General features: G+C 58.7%; 10 protein-coding genes. 2 read left to right on the top strand and 8 right to left on the bottom strand.

All coding sequences use genetic code 11. The features are described from left to right. Nucleotides 1-60 precede the first annotated feature (60 nt). The gene (serC, locus tag ACYQ2I_RS09460) at nt 61-1,158 is read left to right on the top strand and encodes a 3-phosphoserine/phosphohydroxythreonine transaminase (RefSeq protein WP_460166766.1); all 1,098 of its coding nucleotides are present in this window, start codon (nt 61-63) and stop codon (nt 1,156-1,158) included. A 101-nt stretch (nt 1,159-1,259) separates the two neighbouring features. On the opposite strand, the gene ACYQ2I_RS09455 is transcribed toward serC, so the two are convergent. The 3 genes from ACYQ2I_RS09455 to ACYQ2I_RS09445 all read right to left on the bottom strand — a co-directional run bounded on the left by ACYQ2I_RS09455 (nt 1,260) and on the right by ACYQ2I_RS09445 (nt 6,653). After that, complete coding sequence (locus tag ACYQ2I_RS09455) at nt 1,260-3,947, bottom strand: sulfatase-like hydrolase/transferase (protein ID WP_460166765.1); 2,688 nt, start codon at nt 3,945-3,947, stop codon at nt 1,260-1,262. Nucleotides 3,948-4,060: 113 nt separating this feature from the next. Further along, on the bottom strand, nt 4,061-5,551 hold the full coding sequence (locus ACYQ2I_RS09450; RefSeq protein ID WP_460166764.1) for a sulfatase: 1,491 nt from the start codon (nt 5,549-5,551) through the stop codon (nt 4,061-4,063). A gap of 16 nt (nt 5,552-5,567) precedes the next feature. Next, nucleotides 5,568-6,653: a sugar phosphate isomerase/epimerase family protein gene (locus tag ACYQ2I_RS09445; RefSeq protein WP_460166763.1), complete on the bottom strand. Its 1,086-nt coding sequence runs from the start codon at nt 6,651-6,653 to the stop codon at nt 5,568-5,570. Nucleotides 6,654-7,055: 402 nt separating this feature from the next. Here ACYQ2I_RS09445 and ACYQ2I_RS09440 point away from each other — a divergent pair, with 402 nt between their 5' ends. Then, on the top strand, nt 7,056-7,967 hold the full coding sequence (locus ACYQ2I_RS09440; RefSeq protein WP_460166762.1) for a cell division protein FtsQ/DivIB: 912 nt from the start codon (nt 7,056-7,058) through the stop codon (nt 7,965-7,967). A 51-nt stretch (nt 7,968-8,018) separates the two neighbouring features. Here ACYQ2I_RS09440 and ACYQ2I_RS09435 read toward each other — a convergent pair whose 3' ends face one another. The 5 genes from ACYQ2I_RS09435 to ACYQ2I_RS09415 form a co-directional block, all read right to left on the bottom strand. After that, a complete protein-coding gene (locus ACYQ2I_RS09435) occupies nt 8,019-11,192 on the bottom strand; it encodes an outer membrane protein assembly factor BamB family protein (RefSeq protein ID WP_460166761.1) in 3,174 nt (1,057 codons plus the stop codon). Nucleotides 11,193-11,259: 67 nt separating this feature from the next. After that, on the bottom strand, nt 11,260-12,519 hold the full coding sequence (locus tag ACYQ2I_RS09430) for an alpha-L-fucosidase (RefSeq protein WP_460166760.1): 1,260 nt from the start codon (nt 12,517-12,519) through the stop codon (nt 11,260-11,262). 141 nt (nt 12,520-12,660) lie between these two features. Beyond that, a complete protein-coding gene (locus ACYQ2I_RS09425) occupies nt 12,661-15,762 on the bottom strand; it encodes a glycosyl hydrolase (protein ID WP_460166759.1) in 3,102 nt (1,033 codons plus the stop codon). A 173-nt stretch (nt 15,763-15,935) separates the two neighbouring features. Further along, the gene (locus ACYQ2I_RS09420) at nt 15,936-18,506 is read right to left on the bottom strand and encodes a prolyl oligopeptidase family serine peptidase (RefSeq protein ID WP_460166758.1); all 2,571 of its coding nucleotides are present in this window, start codon (nt 18,504-18,506) and stop codon (nt 15,936-15,938) included. Between the two features lie 80 nt (nt 18,507-18,586). Further along, a complete protein-coding gene (locus tag ACYQ2I_RS09415; protein ID WP_460166757.1) occupies nt 18,587-19,810 on the bottom strand; it encodes a serine hydrolase domain-containing protein in 1,224 nt (407 codons plus the stop codon). Nucleotides 19,811-20,065 lie beyond the last annotated feature (255 nt).

Raw genomic sequence — 20,065 nt, 5'->3', positions numbered from 1 at the left:
GAAAATCACCCTCGACGCCCAAGCCTGGTTACCGGTTCTCGAATCGTCGGAGTTCCCATCATGGCCGAACGCGTTTTCAACTTCTCACCGGGTCCAGCGGTTCTTCCTCTTCCCGCGTTGGAAGAAGCCCAGCGAGATCTACTCGCTTTGCCGGGCGTGGGAATCTCGATCCTTGAAATCAGCCACCGCTCGAAAACGTTCACGCAGATCATCGAAGCCGCGGAACAAAACCTGCGCACGTTGCTGAAGATTCCGGACGATTACTCCGTCCTCTTTCTCCAGGGTGGGGCGCAACTGCAATTCGGGATGATTCCTCTCAACTTTCTGAGAAACACCGGTAAGAAAGCCGCATACATATTGACCGGTTCGTGGAGCAAGAAGGCAAAGGCCGAAGCCGCGAAGATCGGTGACGTCGAAGTCGCGTGGGACGGTGCCGAAACGAATTACGACCGGGTGCCGGCCGACTCGGAACTCACCATTCCCGACGATGCCGCGTACGCCTACTATTGCTCGAATGAAACGATCGGCGGCGTCCAATTCCCCGTAGAACCGAACGTGGGGAACGTACCTTTGGTTTGTGACTCGTCCTCGGACCTCTTATGCCGTCCGGTGTCAGTCGAAAAATACGGTATCTTGTATGCCTGCGCTCAGAAGAACGTCGGCCCGGCGGGTGTGACGATCGTCATTATCCGCAACGACCTGGTGGAAAAATCCCCCTCCGATTTGCCCTCGCTGCTGAATTACAAGGCGATGGCCGATTCGAAGTCCCTCTTGAACACGCCGCCCACCTTCGCCATCTACATGGTGAAGTTGGTCACCGACTGGTTACTGCGGGAATTCGGCACACTTGAAAAAGTCGAAGAACACAATCGCAAGAAGGCGGCGCTGATCTACGACGTGATCGACAACGCCGGCGGTTACTACCGAGTTCACGCACAGCCGGAAGCAAGGTCGTTGATGAACATCGCGTTCCGTCTGCCCAACGACGAGCTCGAAGCAAAGTTTCTGCAAGAGGCCGAAGCCCAAGGTTTGTGCAACCTCAAAGGCCATCGATCCGTAGGCGGATGCCGTGCATCGATCTACAACGCGATGCCCATCGAGGGGGTTCGGGCACTCGCCGATTTCATGCGGGAATTCCAAGACAAAAACCCCGCGTAGAACGCGCACTTTTCGAAAGCACTACATACAGCCGGGCGACGCCTCCCTCGAGACGTCGCCCGTTTACATTTGCAACCTGATCGCAAAGGCGCAAAAGTTCATTACGGCGCTGTTTCGGAAACCGCCGGTTGAGCAAACGAAGTCCGTTCCCGCCGCAACAACTTCCCCGCTTCGCCTGCCAAACGCAGGTAGTAGTCGGAGGGCACTTCGTAGCCCAAGAATTCGACATCCCGCCCTACCGGCGGATCGTTTGTGCACTTGAAGATCGCCGTCCCTTCATCCACCTCGTCGAACATCGCAACGTACAACATGCGATTGCCGGCCTTGATCGCCTCTATGATCTGCGTCCAGAAGAACGCGCCTTTCAACCGCGGAATCGCCCCCAATTCGCCGCCGTTCAGATTGTGCCAACTGAAGCCCGGAAAGACGACGGGCAAGTAGTCGACTCCGTGCTCGCGGCACCACTGCAAGTCGGGCTCCCAGTACTCATGTGCGTGACGGACGGCCCCCTCGAGCGATCGGTAACGGCCCACCGTCCAAGGGCTGATCACATCGACCGAAGCCACGACCGCATGCAGTTTTTCGTCTCGAACGGCATCGCGATGCAACTCGCGCCAACCGGTGGGAACGCCCAACATTACGCTGCAGCCTTCCGCCTTCAACTGTTGCACGAGCCGTGAGCATTCGTCGACTGTGTAATCTCGACCGTCCGCGAAACCGACTCCCCACACGGCAACCAACGGCCGACCGCGATGGTGCAAATAGGAGGGATCATCGGTAATCTTCATCTGCCGATGCAACCGACGCCAATCTTCGGCAACCATCGCCACCTCGCCGTTGCGCAGACCGCTGAGATCATACATCACGCAGTAAACGCGCCCGGTCGCATCAGCAGCACGGCGCACATTCGCCAGGACCGCATCGACATGATCGCGTGAGTCGTCCGCACGAAGGCGAGTGGCAAATCGCTGAAGAAAAACCCCGTCGATTCCGTAGTCGCGCATCCATTCGAAGTGCCGCAGAACCGTACGCGGATGCGCGGAACTGAAGACTTCCGCCGCGCGACCGTCGGCATGTCGAAACCCCGTGGAGAATCGCTCGTCGGGACCGTATTCCGACATATCGGGCCACAAGTCGACCGTTACATTTCCCGGCCCAAACGGCTTCCGGCGATTTCGGGCCCAATGCGTCCATCCTTGCCCCGAGCCGTCGCCTTCGCAGGTGAACCATCCTTGGTAACCGCACATCACTTTTCCGATCAATGAACCGGAATCCACCCGTGCAACGCGTTCCGGTTTTTCGGCAGACGTCTCAATGGAGCGACTGCGCCCCTCGGAAATCACCTGCTCCAGTACCGCGGTAAGCTCGGCGACAATCTCGGGATGTGCGGCGTAAAGGTTCTTTGTTTCACCGGGATCCTCCGCCAAATTGTACAACTGCCCGGGGGGCTCCTCCGGCGCAGGGGCTCGTTTCGCGGGTCGTGAGAACCCGCCCGACCCTTGGCCATTGATCAGCTTCCAAGGTCCCTTGCGGATCATATACATGTCGCGAACGCTTCCCGCCCGAATCACGAGGTTCGGTCGGACGGGTTCGTCCTCCGATTGTCGCCCCAAGAGAACGGGCAAGAAGCTGAAACCATCGGGGCATGCTTCGCCGTCCAGCGGCACGTTCCACAAATCGGCTAATGTGACGGGAATGTCGGTAAAGCAAATCGTCTGACGCGATACGGTTCCGGCCGCAACGCGTCCCGGCCATCGAACGATGAACGGCATGCGATGCCCGGCCTCCCACACGTCGGCCTTCATGCCCCGCAGGCCGCCCGCCGAATCGTGCCCGAACTTCGCCACATCGTCGTCGTACCAGACGGGTCCGTTGTCCGAGGTAAACACCACTAACGTGTCATCGGCCATGCCTGCCTTTTCGAAGGCTTCCCAAAGTCGCCCGACTTCGGCATCCACCATCGCGGCAAAATCGCCGTACAATCCGGCACCACTTTTCCCGATGAATTCATCGGACGGCAACCACGGCGTATGCGGCGCGGTGTACGCGACGTACAGGAACAGGGGCGCGTCGGCTCCTTTCGCTCGGTGTTGTTCCACGACGCGAATCGCCTCATCCGTCCACCGCGGAAGCACGTCTTCGAGCTTCAACGTCGGTGCGATACCGCCTGCACGCCAAAAACGGCCTTGGATGGGCGACCAGTCCGGCGAAGCCGAAGCGCCGATCTCAGCCGTCGGGAGCTCGACGGCCCGATCATTGCGGATGTAGAAGTAGGGCGGAATGTCGGTCGACGCTCGCATGCCGAAAAACGAATCAAACCCGTGATCGACGGGCCCGCCGCGCAGCGGACGTTCGTATCCGGCTTCGTCGAACCCCACGTGCCACTTTCCCACCATTGCCGTCCGATAGCCCGCAGCCTTGGCCAAGGTTGCCAACGTCGTTTCCCCCGGCTCGATCAACGCATGTTGCGGCCATCGTCCGGTATCGATCCGAAAGGGATACCGCCCGGTCATCAAGCCGTACCGCGACATGTGACACAACGGTCCCGGCGCATGCGCATCGGTAAACCGCATTCCTTCCCGCGCAAACCTGTCGATATTGGGGGTGGGAATCTTCGACTGTGGATTGAAGCACTGCGGATCACCGTATCCCATGTCGTCGGCCATGATGATGACCACGTTCGGGTGTTCGGCGGCGCTCGTCGTAGTCACCGCAATCGCATACGCGACCGCGGCAATCGAAACAACGAACCCAATCACGTCACTCCATTTCTTGTGGATCGTACACATGGTTCCCGTCTCGGCAGTGTTCCTCTTGGTGCGAGACATCCCCGCAACCGACAGGCAGCCCCAATTGCAGACAACTTGACTCCACAGGGCGAATTTTCCGACAAGCGAATATGTCAACGCTTGGGTTCCCAGTGGAAAGATTCTCCTTCGGGCACGAGCCGCAACCGGTTCTTTGGAGTAGCCGGCGGCGCAAAGTCAGAAGGGGCTCGCGACGCCAAAGCCTTCTTGACCTCTTCATATCGAGGATCGCCGGCAAGGTTGTACCACTCGTTGGGATCTTTCTGAATGTCGTAAAGCTCTTCCGTCCCGTCGGCGTAGCGGATGTAGCGCCATTTCCGATTGATGACGGCGTAGCTTCCGGGATCGACATGCGGCACGAAGACGCAACGATCCATCTCAGCGGCTCGGTCGGGTTCGGCGAGAATCGCGCGCAACGACTCGCCTTCCAAACCGGGATCCTCCTTCAAATTGCACATGTCGACTAGCGTGGGATAGATGTCGATCAAACTCACAGGCAGATCGACGCTGCGCCCGCGGGCAATCCGAGGCCCTGCCCAAATGAACGGGGCGTTCGTCGTGCGTTCCCACAGCGTGTGCTTGCCCCAATGTCCTTTCTCGCCGTGATGGTAGCCCTGATCGGCCCAAAACACGATGATCGTGTTCTCGGCATAGGGACTCGCATCGAGCGTGTCGAGAACGCGGCCGAGCATGGCATCGGCATACGACGTCGCGGCCAGATAGCCCCGAATGGCGTCGTCGACGGCATCCAATTCGACCAGGCGGTCGTGATGGGCCTTTCGGCGATTGATCGCCCACCGGCGCAGCGGTTCGGGCAAATCGTCGATGTCGTCTTCCTTGTACGGCGGCAACTCGATCTTTTCCGGGTCGTACAAATCGAAGTACTTTTGCGGCGCGTAATTGGGAAAGTGAGGTACGTAGAGTCCCACCGCCAGGAAGAACGGTGCGTCGTGTTCACGTCGAAGGACGTCACAGGCCCAATTCACACGGATCGTGTCGGCCATTTCCTCCTCTTTTTCGTTGGGGACTTCGCCCCATTCGAGAAAGAGACCGCCGGTAATCTCCCGCCCGCGATTGTAGATACTGTGCGGAAACGGCTGCGGAATCGGCGTGTCGGGCCCCCACGTGTCCAACGGCCAACCTTCTTCACGTTGGCGCCGACTGCGAACGAAAAACTCCGTCCACCCCCTCAGATCGACGTATCCGGCCGGATGATGAAACACCTTTCCGGCGCCGTAGGTCTCGTAACCGACCTCATGAAAAGCGACCTGCAACGGACGCAATTCGGGGTGGTCGTAGAAATAGATTTCCGTCGAGTAACATCCGGTCGTCGAAGCGAAGCGACCGGTCATGATGGCCGTTCGCGAGGGAGCACAAAACACGCCGGGCGCGTGCGCCTGCTGAAACGTCACTCCTCGTTTTGCCAACCGATCCAAGTTCGGCGTGATCGCCTGGCGATAGCCCATCGGGCTGATCCAATCACAAAGATCGTCGGTCACGAAGAAAATGACGTTGGGACGATCGCTTGCCGTCGCCCGGCCGACCATCATCAACATACACGCCGTCGCGAAGCCGTATCGCCACATGACAGTGTCCCCTCTTCTAACCTTTCAGTCCTGCGCCGTGCTTGCGCAGGGTTTCAATGCTCTTGAGAAATTCACGCCGTTGACTTTCACGATCGAAAGTCAGCTTGTCGACGCCCGCCGGAGGGGTTTCCACTTCGATCGCGTGTCCGCGACGACAAAGCTTCAGAAAATCGACGACTTCCGACGCCCGCATCTCGGGAAAGCCTTTCCAATACTCTTGCGTGAGATACGGCACCGACTGTGGCGCGTTCGAGATGCTCTCGACGAACAAGGGCACACCCGGCGCCAAGTCGGCCAGAGTACGAACAAACGCACCGACGTCCATCAGGCCTTCGCCGACGGCCGTCCACTGAAATGCGGCACCGTCCGGCGTCTGCCACACCATGTAGTCTCGCACACTGGTACAGACGACATATTTCCCGACCATCCGCAGCTGCTGCATCGGATCTTCCATGGTCCACAAAGAATTGCCCGGATCGAGCATGAAGCCGCAGACGTCCGCTCCGACCTCTTCGATCACTTCGAGCACTTCGACGGATCGCAAATCGCCCGCGTGGTTTTCAAAACCGAACTTGATTCCGGCATCCAGCGCCTGCGAGCGTAGCGACTTGAGAACGGCAATGCACGACTCGATGCGAGGGCGGATACCGCCTTCCAAATAACGATCGGCAAGTTTGCCGATGCGTACGTTGACGACCGGCGAGCCCAAGATGGTAGCGACCCGGATTCCCAGCGCCGCCAGTTCCCGCGCCGTACCGTACTTGGAAGAGAATGAAGTTCCGTTTTCGCAGATGCTACCCGCCGAAAGATAGATCTTCAGCCCGTGCGATGCCGCCCGATCGCGGATTTGTCGAAGGTAGTCTTCCTCCAACGATTCGAAGAACGCCAAGCTGTTGAAGGAAACGGCATCAAGTCGGCATTCTGCGGCAAAATCGATCAATTGCGGGGCTTTCCATTTCCACGCCCGCATCGAATGGGCATCGAGCCCCAAAGGAATGCGACGAGGCTCTTCCGCAACCAACGACGACACCGGCGACAAGGCGACTCCGGCCGCCATTGCCGCCGACAAGAAAGACCGGCGGCGCATCGGGACCTGCTGCATGACAACCTCTCTCGAAGATCTAGGGGACGGGAACAACGAATCGCGAAATCCGCCGTCGCTCGGCGCCGAAACCTTGGGCCGAGCGATCCTTCACTATATGTTCGAACTGTCCCGAAATGTACGCCTAGGCCGAAAAATTTCACAACACACCATCGTTTTTTGCGTCTCCCGCCCGATTCCACAGCCTCGTGGCCACGGGATTCTACGGCTCATAATCGGTGGACCTGTAGCGATTGCAACGATTAGGAGGCTGTCCGCCGTCCCGTTCATGCCGATTACACCGAGGCGATGCCGGTTGCTGGTTCAACACGGGCGAATTAGCGATACATTCGAATAAGCAGATCGTGCGCGCTTCTCAGTGAAGATTCTTCTACCCACGATACCACGAGACGGCCGACATCCATGGCCAAACGCACAGCCAAGTCGAAAACACGCAAGCGTGCTGCACGCAGTGTTTCCATTTCCTCGCTGGCCGAGCAAATCTCGCTGTACGCGGGCTGGATTGGGGTCTGCGCCGTCGGATGCTCGGCGATCTTCGTCTGGCACACGATTTACCGAAAGGTGGAAGCCTCGCTTCCGCAGCAAAGCGAGTACAACATCACGGCCGAACACGTCGAACTCACGCCGCTGCCGAGTTGGATTCATCATGACATCCGGCGGGAGATCTTCCGCAACGCGACTTTGGAACCACAGCTTTCGTTGCTTTCGGACGATCTTTGCGCGAAGATGTTCGAAGCTGCGCGTGCCCACCCATGGATTGCCGAAGTCCGGCATGTCGAAAAGCGCTATCCCCACCAAGTCGTGGTGGACGTCGCTTACCGCAAACCGGTGTGTATGGTACGCGTACCCGGCGGCGTCCGTCCTGTCGATGCCGACGGCGTCGTTTTGCCCAGCATCGATTTCACTCCGATCGAAGCGGGGCACTACCCTTTGCTGGAGGGTATCCACACCACACCGGCAGGGCCTGCGGGTTGTGCGTGGGGCGACCCGGCGGTGAGGGCCGGCGCACGAGTAGCTGCTATCTTGGCGGACGATTGGCAGCGATTGAAACTGGCCCGCATTCTCCCCTTGCCGTCGACGACCTCCGCCCACGCCTCTGCCGACGTCATCGTGATCGAGACGAGGGACGGCAGTCGAATCCTTTGGGGCGGCGCAAGTGAAGATCTTGCGCCGGGCGAGTCGCCGTCGCAAACCAAGCTCGCCCGCCTGCGGGATTACGTCCGCCTCCACGGCACATACAGCGGCCCGAAAGGTCCCCAACTGCTCGACTTGCGTCCGCCGTCGGGTATCCGCGTGTCGCCGCTCTACGACTAAAGAGCGAGGCTACCGCGGCCCGCCCCGGAAAATCTCATTCCCTGATGCCGTTCACCGCGAGACGCACACGATCGAGCCGTCCTTGAGGCTGATGTACAGTCGGCCGTTTGCCGCACTCATGCTGTCGAAAACGGGCATCGCCGGTAGTTCCATCTCGGCTAGGGTTTCGCCGTCATCAAGCGAGACGAACCTAAGGAACACGCCTCGATTGCCGCGGAAGGCATCCAAAGCCTCACGAACGTTCAAATAGGCGAGAATCTCCGGCACTTTCTTGCCCACATCGGGCGGACCGGCTACCGCTACGGCGTTATTTCCCTTGACCATCGCCCGCACGACCAGCGAATCGAACGTGGACCAGTCTGGTTGCGGCTTCAGGAACGGTACTCGCTTTTTCTGTGCATCGTCGGAAGGAGGCGTTTGTTGTGCCGCGGGCAGGTCCGAACGGAACAAGTGATACGCATCGGCCTGATGCCCCACCGGACCATTTTGCACTTCAACTCGACCGTAACCGTACACCTTGCCGTCGTCGAAGCACAAAATGCGACCAAACGGTGATTGTTGTGCTGCGTCGGCCCATTGCCCCCAACCGGCGCCGGGACGACCTTTCCCGATCAACCAGTAGGTTCGCACAAACCATTCTTCGTCGAGCAAACTTGTAATCGAGAACAAGTGGGGAACCGCTTCTTGTGTCTGCTTGCCGTCCTTGTCGAAGGCGAAGTATTTCAGATAGACGCGTTCGCCGTCTCCGACCAAAACGTCGTTGGTCGTTCCGTCCATATTGAATTTCGCCTCGGTCGTCAATTGTTCGCCGGTCTTCGGATCCAGATGATACAAGACCGTCCGCGACATCGGTTTACCCGAGATCGGATCGACACGGTAAAGCACGATTCCGCCGTCCAAATAGCTCGAACGACCGGCAGTCACGTACAACGTATCGTTCTGGATCAAGACGCTGCCGTGCGCAGGCCAGATCGATTCGAGTCGCTCGTAAGAACACACCCAGCGATCCGTCGGAGCGACCTGCAGCCGCCAGACGAGTTCTCCCGACTCGGCCGACAGGCAGTACACCCAGCCGTCGGCGCAGCCGAAATACAAACGGTCCTTGTAATAGGTCGGCGGACTGTCGACGCGACCGGCCGTCATGAACCGCCACAGTTCTTTCCCCGTGTCGGCGTTCAACGCGTGGACGGTATAGCGATCCCGCGCGGCCACGAACAGGCGGTTGCCCACCACGATCGGCTGCGTCAGCGAACCGGCAAGCTGCGATTTCCAGGCAATCTTACCGCCCACCGGCAACGGTGCGTCGACCGCGCCTCCCCGATCGACGCGTGCACGATACATCGGCCATGCCGAATCGTACATCGCCTCGCGCACGTTCTCTTTGTATGCCGGACCTTTCTCCAGTCGCGGTGCCTCGGGAAGCGGCATTGCGGGCGTCACATCCCGTTGAGGTGCTGCGGCGAAGAACCCGGGGGCCTTGACGGTCAGAAAGCACGCGCAAGCGTCCGGCGGCGCGTACAACAGGCCGTTTGCGGGCATAATCCCGTACTGGCACGTTCCGCGCAACCAACTGTTGTTACTCAACCATCCCCGCTCGAAATCGACGACTTCGACGCCGGACAGCCCCATGAGCAAGTACTTCTCTGTCGCCTTGTTGCGATAACAACGATGGTGCGCCATTCCGACGCGCGGGCCGCGGACGATGATTTCTCTCGCCACTTCGCCGGTATGCAGGTCGTAGGCCGAGAACTTGGGCCCCACCCACACGAGATCACCGACCACGAACACATCGACGGGCGAGTTATAGCCCTCTTTGCAATCGACGCTCCAAAGTTGCTTTCCCGAGTCGGCATCGAATGCCCGCAACTCTGCCGCAGCTCCCCGAGGAAAGCCCTGTTCGTTCCAACCGTTTACGCCCCACAAGATTTCGCCCTCGGCGGGCGGAATCTGCCCCAGCTTTTGATCGGCACACAACACGATATCGGGCGTCGCCACCAGCGTCGGCCCCGAAAATGCCATGCGTTTGGCCGGTGTCGGCCACCCACTCCGCCAAAGTTCGATGCCTTTGGTTGCGTCCACGGCCACGACGGCCTGCGTGCTGCGGTAATACAGTCGGTCGCCAAGTACAGCCAATCCCAACGGCAGAACATTTTCTTTCGTGCAGTCCTTTTCCCAAAGGATCCTGGCCGTATCCGCATCGATGACCGTGATCTTTCGGTACGGCGCCGGATTCGGTTCTCCGCGTGAAAACAGCCCACCGCCGATTCGGTTTACCTCGGAGCTTCCCCGCAGCAGGTAGAGTACGCCGTCCTGGTATAGGATTTCTTCGGTGTACTCGGTCCCGGCATAGGTGCGGATCGTTTCTCCGGTCGCCGCATCGATCGCCGTTACAGGTTGATCCAATCCCAGCGTAACGTACACGACATCGCCGACGGCGACCAATCGTCGCGGCAAGTGGGCCGGACCCGAGCGGAAATGTCGTAACGGGTCGATCCAGTTGACCAGCGGACGCTTCCACAGCAAGGTACCGTTGAACGCGTCGCGGGCGACCAGTTTCCAACTCCCCGGAAAGCGTATCGACGCCAACGGTGCCTCATCGATAATCGCAAACAAACGGCCGTTCGCCGTGACGGTCGTCGTCATGCTGGCAGCCTGTTCATGGCTACGCCCCCATTTCGGATCGGCGACCCACTGGAACGATCGGGGCACCCCTACCATGCGATCCGATGCCACCGCGTTGTTGTCGGCCTCATGAAGAAAATGCGTCCATTGATCCAATTCCTGCGGCCACGGTTTTACCAGAGTTTCCGATCCCCAGAGAGCCATCCCGCCGGGAACGAGGACACGAAGAATCTCCTCCCGCGATACCGTTTGCTTCGGATCCACGACCACGTTGATCAAGTTGGCGACATAGGGCAGGCGACCTGTCTCCAACCGGTCGACGGAAATCGCTCCGTACAGGCCGCGGGCGGACAACCCGCTCCGTAGCTTCGCGACATCGGCATCATCGTGCTCGAGCAATTGCACCACGAGCCGATCGTGGGGGCGAAGGGCTGCGGCCGTCTCCACATCGTCGATTTCGATCCCAACCACGATACCGCCGGTCGGGGCGTGCTGTTCGACCCAGGCCGCCGGTTCCGTCGCCAACGCGAGCGATCGTTGCGCCGCCAGCAACCCCAGCCCGATCGACACGATTGCCAAGGCAGAAATCCGATGACGCTTCATTCTTCATCCTCCGTTTCCGTGCAGAGGGACTTGACCGGGGAAATGGATTGGCACCGGGCAAACCGGCTCAGCCGATCTTCTGCGCCGTGGGCCAGCCCTCGTCTCGAATGCGCCGTCCGACGGCACGCAGCATCCTTTCCTCGGCCGGCCGAATCGACCCGTCGCCCAACGGGCCGGTATTCAACAGCAGACAAGCGGGTAAACTGCGGGCGAGAGCCAGCGTATCCCAGATCTCATCGAATGATTTCAATTTCGAGTACTTGTTGTATCCCCAACTGTGTTCCTGGATCGTCGTATTGATCTCCAGCGGCTTGCCCGACTTCTCGAGGCCGAAACTCTTCCGTTCGGGGGTGAGAAAATCCTCGTCACCGTTCACACCTTGTTTGTACGAAATCAAACATTGCGGCTGCAAGCGGCGGATCGTGGCGTACAGTTGCGGCACCCGCATCAGTTCACACACCTCCGACAAGGGGCGCCCGGACGAGGCCGCATACGACTTGAGAACGCCTTCACCGTCGAGCCAGATTCCCGCGATCGGCCCGTACTGCGTCAACAGTTCCGTGATCTGTTTCTCCATGAACTCGGCATAGATGCGCACATCCACCTGGTCGTCGGGAATGTACTCGGGTTGCGGTGATTCGTAATGCGGGCGCGCGCTGCTGCTCCATGCCAATGTCGGTGCGTGCGGATGGCGCCAATCACGGCCATGCGAGTAGTAAAGAAACAGCCCCAAACCCTTACGGTGACAAGCTTCGGCCAATTCGGCGACGAGATCCCTGCCCGCGGGCGTATTCAGACTGTTGAAATCGGTCTCTTTTGTTCGGAACAGACAAAAACTGTCATGGTGCCGCGTCGTGATGTTGACGTATTTCATCCCCGCGGCAATCGCCAAATCGGTGATGAAATCGGCGTCGAAACGCTCGGCGGTGAATCGATCGGCCAGCTTTGCGTACTCGGCGACGGGGATACGGGCATGAAACTGAATCCATTCGGCGACCAGCTTCGAATTCCCCTTACCGGTCGTGACCATCTTGCCCTGCCATTCGCCGCCCAACAGCGAATACAATCCGTAATGCATAAACAACCCGAACTTGGCATTACGGAACCACTCGATCGCGGCAGCATGCGGATCCTTCCGGTACAAAGAGGCGTAATCGCGCAAGTACTCCGGGACCGAGGCTTCCCCGGCCCATGCCCGCGCCGAAATCGCGCCCAACGTCGCAGCTGCCGAGGCGGCCAGAAAACTACGTCTTTTGATACTTGGCTTGTTGCGTTTCATTGTGAGTTGCTCGAGTTCAAAAAAGATGATCGCCCAACCCCGATCCACCGACCTCCGGTCCTAAACCGACATCTCCTTTCGGAAAATTCCATTCATGGAATCGCCTTTCGCAGCGAAAACGCACCGAAAACATTCGATAGTGATTGTTCTGTTCGACGCAAGTAAGGTGATTTTGCAGACGACAATCCGTCAATCCGCCACGCGAATCAAGCGCACTTGCTTCGGTGCGAAAGGTTCGATCAAAATCGTATTGCGTCCCGCCGACAGGTGACTCGTCACATCCAACCGAAGCGGTCGCCCGATGACTCCGCCCGCGTACTTTTCGTTGATCGTCACGCGAGCAGCTTCCTCGGGGGCGATTCCGTTCATCACGAGATACACCGTCGCTCGGCCATTCAACCAATCGGCCGGGATGTCGGCCTCGCCGAAAAACGGATCGGAAACGGCCGGAGAACGCGTTACCGGAACACCGTTGCCGAGATCTCCCCACGGACCGTCTCCCAGCGAGGCAACCGTGACGACCGACGACCAGTCACTCGTATCACAGTCCGGCGCGTTCCAATCCTCGCGCAACGCCGCGGTCGCCTTCCAAGTCGTATCGATCGGTATCACCGTGCGTCGAGTACCGTACTCGATGACGAGCGCCCCGATGAGGCCTGCGGGATTGGGTTCTTCTCCGCCATTGAAAACCGAAACGGCGATCACGTTTTTCCCGGGCTGCAATGCCTGCTCGACCGGTATACGATAGACTCGCTGCCAATTGTCACCGCCTCCGACACGCTTTCCGTTGACAAACGCCTCGAACGCATTGTCGGCCGTGGCAATCAACGTCGCATGTTCGACGGGGGCGTCTTCGGCCAAAACGAAGTTTTTTCGAAAACCCCAGGTTCCCGGTTTCGACTTCATCGCCGATTCGGCCGCTGCCCACACCCAGGCGCATTCCTTGGGAAGCAAACGTGCAGCTCTTTCCGGCAAGGGGACTTCGTGCGGAATCCGAACATCGCGCGGCGTCTCCTTGCGTACGACGAGTAATTCCTCGCCCAACCCGGTCGGATCCTCGATCCACTGTGGATGAGGACTTTCCGAGGCTCGAAAGACGATCAGCACACTTTGCAACGGGTGAAGCCGCAGTGTGAATTCCGTCCCCCCGTCGGTCGTCGAAAAGGGAATCGATCGAATCTCGTTCCGCAACGGATCCCACAGTTCCGGCACGCCGCGCACTTCGGTCCGAAGCCGAAATGTCTCAACCGGTCCCTCCCAAAGCTGGTTCGCTACAAAGAATACGTCACGACCGTCCTTCACGCGATGCAATACGTGAAGCCAGTCTCGCGTGTCGCCGTCGAGAACCTCCAACACCGGCGAAACGTCGGCATCTTTCGCGAGGACGGCAAGCACTTGTTCGGACGTAACTTCGGAGGGCACGAAATATGTCCGGCCTCCTCGTTCGTTCGTGCGACACACGCCGAGCCCCGGTTGCGCGTCCCCCCAAAGGTCCCGACATATCGTCGCAACGTCGTCGGAAGTTTTCCCCGGTGTGGCCGACAATCGAGGCCGAATGCCATAGCCGACGACCACGCCTCCCGCCTCGAAGAAACGATGCGCCTTTTCCAACACTTCAAACGGCACGACTTCGGCCGCGGGCAAGATCAGTACCCGGTATGCCTCGTTTCTCAGTACGAGTTGTTTTCCATCGATTTTCATTCCGTCGACAAGCACATCGTAGGGAATCCAATCGCAATCGTAGAGGGCGTCCTGCAAGGCGGTCGTCATCGTCTCGGGCGGAATTGCCTTCCCGACGTGATAACTTTGGCCCAGATAAACAAGCGCCACGGGGCATATGTGGCGCCCGCCGCTGAGCATCAAGCTCAATCGACTGGTATAGTCGGCATACACGCGGTACAGGGGCCAGCGAGGTTCGTACCCGCCGTTATAAAAGTAGGGCGGACAATCCCTGTCGTAAGGCGACTTGGGATTGAACGAATGCGGTATGTGAAAGTTGACGCCCGCCACGTGCATCAAGTCCGTCCACCACTTCATTTCGGGATAGGTCAAATCTTGCCCGCGGGCGCCGAAAATCTCGACCATTGTAAGATCGTCCTGTTTCCCGTATGCGTGGGTGATCGAACTTCCCAGTTTCGGCGTCTGGTAGGTACTGTCGTCTTTTTGGCCGGGCACGAATTGTTTGAAGACGGCGTCGATTCCGCCCATGTCTGTGTATTTTTGCAGTTGCACCATGTCGCCGGCGCACTTCAGCGGGTGCAGATACTCGTGCCGATGCTCCAACCAATGGCCGATCGATACGACATCATGCGCGCGACACCATCGGCTGATCCCGCCGTACAACGTTTTCCCCCACGCTTCGGCTAGCGCGTAACGATACTGATAGTTGTACGCTGCTTGTTCCTCCGGATCGGCCAATTGCAACTTCCACGAAACCAATGCCCGTCGCCAATCGATCCCGCGAGCCTTGAGCTCGGGGATGACTTCCGTTCCCCAATCGCCGATCGTTTCGGGTTCGTCGTAGAAGTAACCGCGAATTGTCTTGCCGAAGTCCTCCTTGAAATGGTCGTAATGCGGCTGGTAGACGGTTTGCAGATACCATTCGACCGCGTCGCGACTGGCCCCGTCGACGAGAATTCTTCCGCGTCGTCCTTCCGCGTATCGCCACGTAAACACGAGCACACAGTCGATTTTCTCGGGGATCGCTTCCAGGTGATTCCCATTTTCAAGTGACGGCGTCAGATCGATCAACGAATCGCCGACGATCGCGTCGCCGTCACGAAGGGCGCCCACCAAGGCCACTAAATGTCGGGTGTCGACGTCAATTGCAAGTGATGACTTCCCTTCCGTAGGAACGATTTCGACCTCGAGAAACTTGCTGCCGTACTGCTTCGGCACGTTTCCGCCGACCTCGCCCGAAGGCCACCACTTTTCGTCGAAAATCCACATCTCAAGACCGAGACGTTTGGCCTCGTCGAGGCAGATCGCCAAATCTCGGTACCATCCCGGACCAAGCCAATCGGAATGTGGTCGAGACTCCGCTGTGAAGCATCCATTTCCCCCTTCCGCCACGATGCGCAAGTATTCGCGCAGCCGGTCGGGTGTCTCGTCTCCATGCAACCAGAAAAGAGGCCCGGTCAGTCGTCTGGCTTCCTTCGGGACTTCTTGAAACGCTTTGGCCAAAGGATCGGGGGATTCCGCTCTCAGGACGCCGTATCCCGCAAACATTACCGCGATTGCGAATCCGCCCCAAATCGCCACGCGCGCTACAGGTGAACAATGGCCCGACATTTTCGACCTCCGTTGGCAACGGCAACTTCGTGGCATGTCTTCGCTCGTTTTTGCGCCGCATGTGATGAGACACGCCGACGTCATGAAAGCGGCGGTACACATTATGGTTAGCCCAAGCGGCGAAAGTCGAGCGGTTTCGGCGTCATTACCAAGGCATGACCGCGGCGGCCGACTCACATGGCGTTCTCTCGAGGCATTTCTTCCCAGCGAGGCTCAACCCCCAACAAGTGTCGCACGAAGAAATCCCGCAGTCGACGCCGCCCGTACGGCGTTCCCGCGGCTCCATGGCCGGCACCGGGAATCACGAGCAAATCGAAATCTTTGTCGGCCTCGATCAAGGCATTGACGACCTGCATGGTGGATGCCGGATCGACATTGCGATCCAGCTCACCGACGATCAGCAAGAGCTTTCCCGTCAGACGATGCGCTTGTGTGACGTTCGACTGCTCGGCATAATGCGGTCCGACGGGCCATCCCATCCAAAGCTCGTTCCACCAGATCTTGTCCATACGATTATCGTGACAGCCGCAGTCGGCCACGGCCACCTTGTAGAAGTCGCCGTGAACCAATAGCGCCCGCAGAGCGTTTTGTCCACCTGCCGAGCCGCCATAAATCCCCACCCGCGTAAGGTCCATTTCCGGATGGCTTTCGGCCGCTTTCTTGATCCACGGGATCCGGTCGGGAAAACCTGCATCCCCCAAGTTTTTCCAACAAACGTCGTGAAACGCCTTCGACCGATGCGACGTCCCCATTCCGTCGATTTGAACGAGGATGAAGCCGAGTTCCGCCATTTCGTAAAGATCGTTGTGAAACCCGAATTGCTTCGGAACGTAGGCACTTTGCGGGCCGGCGTAAATCTTCTCGATAACCGGGTATTTTCGGTCCGAATGGAAATTGGTAGGCCGAACGATAATCCCGTAGATATCCGTCTTCCCATCGCGACCCTTGGCAACAAAACGTTCCGGAGGGCGCCACCCGGTCTTCAGCAGCCTGGACCAATCGGCTCGCTCGAGGACGCACACCAACGATCCGTCGTCGCTTCGGCGCAGTTCGTGGACCGGCGGACAATCGACTCGCGACCACCGGTCGATGAAGTATTTGCCCGTCGGTGAGAAAGTCCACTCGTGCGTACCGTCTCCTTCGGTCAATCTCACAAATCCCGTTCCGTCGAAATCGACCCGACAAAGATGCAAATAATACGGATCCTGTTCGGGCCAAACGCCACCTGCGGCAAACCACACCTGCCGTTTCTCTTCATCGACCCGTTCCACCTTGCGAACGACCCAATGGCCGCTTCCCAACGAGTTGAGCACGCGTCCGGTTCGAGCGTCGATCCTGTACAGGTGATTCCAACCATCGCGTTCGCTCATCCACAGAATTTCGTTTAAGTCGTCGAGGTAGTGCGTGAACTCCTTATAGGCGTAATCGATGAACGTTTTCGATCGTTCGTCGACGACTACGCGAGAGTTACCTGTCTCGGCATCGACGGCGATCAATTGCAATCGTTGGTGTCCGCGTTCGTTATAGAGAAAGTAGAACGTTCGCGAATCGGGGGACCAATGAAGTCGGGAGACCGACCACGGGTTCGGTGTTCGCGTGTCGTCGTCGAAAACTTTCCGCCGATCCGGCACGTTGAAGACTTTCGGACGAGGTTGTGCGATTCGATCTCCCGGCTTCAAGTATTGGAGTTCGTGCAATTTCGGTTGCACTTGATCTTTCGGGCTGGACTCGATTAGGTACACCGGGTGTTTTTGTTCCGGCTTCTCTTTGACCACGACAAGTTTTCGCGAATCGGGCGACCACGAAAAACGCCCCACGTATGGATCCTCGCGTGTCCCGTCGTCCGAAAGGGCAAAGGTCTCTCCCGCATCTGTTCGAATCCATACGTTATCGTCTCGGATGAACGCACGATATTTCCCGTCGGGGGACGTACCCGACGGCCGATCATTCCGATCTCGCGGCGGCCAATCGACATCCTGCTCGGCTGCGATTCGAACGAAGCCCGGTTGCCAGGTGCCGGTAAGCATCACAACAGGCCGGTCGGATTCGTCCGTAACCAACCACACGTGACCGGCGAAGGTATGCTGTCGGTGTTTTTCGCCCGGCTTCAACTCCCGATACAACTTCCTCTCGCGTTCGCTGCTCAGCCAATACAGTTGCAGTTTGCGATCCATCGCGTTCTCAAAAACGATCGACGTTTCGACGCCGCGCGGCCCGGCGTCTTTCCACCGACGCAGTAGTCGGACACCTCGCATCCCGTCGTCGCCCGAAACGTCCGTCGCATCATCCTCTGCCCCCAGAGGGGCGAACTCCGGCGGGTCGTTGTAAACTCGCCATAGACGCGCAAACGATCGCACGATGACGACATTGCCCCCGTCTGCCACATCGACTATTTCCAACGGCAATCGCTGAGGCGCCACGGGCTTTCCGACGGCCTTCGACAAGGCTTCAGCCACATACCGGTGATCGAATGCAGGTTTCCGCACTCCAAGTTCGCAATCGACGAATACGAACTCCCAAGCATCGGGACCGGTTTGGACCCGGTACCACAATCCTCGATCTTCCGCGGACCAATGCGGCGCAATGTCGGCACGAAACACGGTGTTGCGCACCTTCGAAGCGTAAGCTGCGGCCCGCTCGTAGTCGGCCCTCGATCCTTGCGCCCGGACGTTCGAAATGCCGGAAAAGATCACTGTCACAAAGGACGCCCACAATACGCACTTGGCAAAGGTGCCTCCGATCATTTGTCTCCGCTCCTTGGGATAATCCATCGTGCGGCTTCCGCATTTCGCCTCACAAGCTGAAACCATGTCACCCTCAAGGTTCATTTCAGAAACGTTCGAATCGTATCGGCGGCGACGGTATCACAAGCCCTCGCGGCAACATCGCCGCCGCAGTTCGTTACGACCAGCACGAAAAAGGCATCTGCCGGAGAACACCACACGACAGCGTAATTCATGGTGTTGGTACCGGCATGCGTAAGTACGGGGCCTTTGGCCCACAGACGCCGAACGATCTGCCATCCCCAAGCATAATCGGTGCCCGCAGGCGGCGTATGAAGCGAGCGAACCTCCGGATCCGTCAAGTCGAGCACCGTGGCGGTTTTCGCCGCTTTCACGTGAGGCCCTTGCCCCTCCAATTCCCCATGGTACGAGTCGACCGTCGGCCACGTCGGAGTTTTCCCGTCGGTCATATGAAAATGGACGAACTTCGCCCAATCACACAGGTTCACATGCACACCGCCGGCGGGCCACATGGCGGGCGGGTTGTCATGCCGGCGGTCCGGCTCGACCGGGATGAGCTTTCCGTCCCCCCACCGATGCTGCCAGGGGGCATCAATACGACCGCGTGTGCCCATCGGCCCGAACCCGGCGGAATTCATTCCCAACGGCTCGAACACGATCTCCCGCATCAACTGCTCCCAACTCCGGCCGGTTACTTGCTCGGCGCAAGTCGCCGCCAAGGCGTACCCGCAATTCGAATAATGAAACGTGCCTCGCGAATACGGCGCCGGACGTGTCAGTACGCGACGAGCCAACTCGAGTCGTTGGTGGGACGTCGGGCCGGCAAACCGATGCACATCCCCCAACGAAAAACCGGAAAGGGTATCCTTGGGACAACCACCTCGGTGCGTCAACAAGTCGGAAATCGTCACCGGGCGGTAGTCGTCGTGCAGCGATGGCAAGACGTGACCCAACAACTCCCCGAGCGTGTCGCGCGGACGCAACTTCGCTTCGTGCACGAGTACAGCCAGCATCGTCGCCGTCATCGCTTTCGTGCACGATCCGAGATGAAACGGATCACTCACCGCTACCGGCTCTTGCGATCCCCACTTGCGCACACCGGAGACCGCCGTGCCTACCGGTTTCCCGTCCAGAACGAGAGCTGCCCCCATCGCCGGAAGGGCGTATTGTCGCCGCGTGCTTTTGACGATATCGCCCAATTCATCGAGCGACGACGTAACAGAAGCTCGGCCCTCCCCGATACCGACGATCGAAATCGCCCCGCCCAAACCCGCTCGCAAGACGCTGCGTCTGGAATGACTCATCTTCGTCGTCCGCCGTCCTGCTAGATTATTCCCAAACGAGAGTCCTTGGCGAAACGACAGCACGTCAGCTTTCTGAGGCATGTCGCTCGCGTTCTATGAATCTTGAAAGGTCCCCGGCCGCGTTCCAGATTTCCTCTATCATGGCGGCACTTCAGAATACCAACGCGGGCTTCTCGATGCGAATCGAAGAAACTTCCCCTTTCGTTTTTCCGCGTCGATTCCGATCGTGCGCGCGAACGCCTTGCAAACATACAA

Source organism: Thermostilla marina, assembly GCF_054657455.1.
The sequence above is the reverse complement of the archived record's forward strand: the minus strand, read 5'-3'. Positions and strand labels throughout refer to the sequence as shown.

Bases quoted from the DNA above. Each gene is read 5' to 3' on its own strand.
- serC (WP_460166766.1), top strand. From the start codon at position 61: ATGGCCGAACGCGTTTTCAACTTCTCACCGGGTCCAGCGGTTCTTCCT.
- ACYQ2I_RS09455 (WP_460166765.1), bottom strand. From the start codon at position 3,947: ATGTGTACGATCCACAAGAAATGGAGTGACGTGATTGGGTTCGTTGTT.
- ACYQ2I_RS09450 (WP_460166764.1), bottom strand. From the start codon at position 5,551: ATGTGGCGATACGGCTTCGCGACGGCGTGTATGTTGATGATGGTCGGC.
- ACYQ2I_RS09445 (WP_460166763.1), bottom strand. From the start codon at position 6,653: ATGCAGCAGGTCCCGATGCGCCGCCGGTCTTTCTTGTCGGCGGCAATG.
- ACYQ2I_RS09440 (WP_460166762.1), top strand. From the start codon at position 7,056: ATGGCCAAACGCACAGCCAAGTCGAAAACACGCAAGCGTGCTGCACGC.
- ACYQ2I_RS09435 (WP_460166761.1), bottom strand. From the start codon at position 11,192: ATGAAGCGTCATCGGATTTCTGCCTTGGCAATCGTGTCGATCGGGCTG.
- ACYQ2I_RS09425 (WP_460166759.1), bottom strand. From the start codon at position 15,762: ATGTCGGGCCATTGTTCACCTGTAGCGCGCGTGGCGATTTGGGGCGGA.
- ACYQ2I_RS09420 (WP_460166758.1), bottom strand. From the start codon at position 18,506: ATGATCGGAGGCACCTTTGCCAAGTGCGTATTGTGGGCGTCCTTTGTG.
- ACYQ2I_RS09415 (WP_460166757.1), bottom strand. From the start codon at position 19,810: ATGAGTCATTCCAGACGCAGCGTCTTGCGAGCGGGTTTGGGCGGGGCG.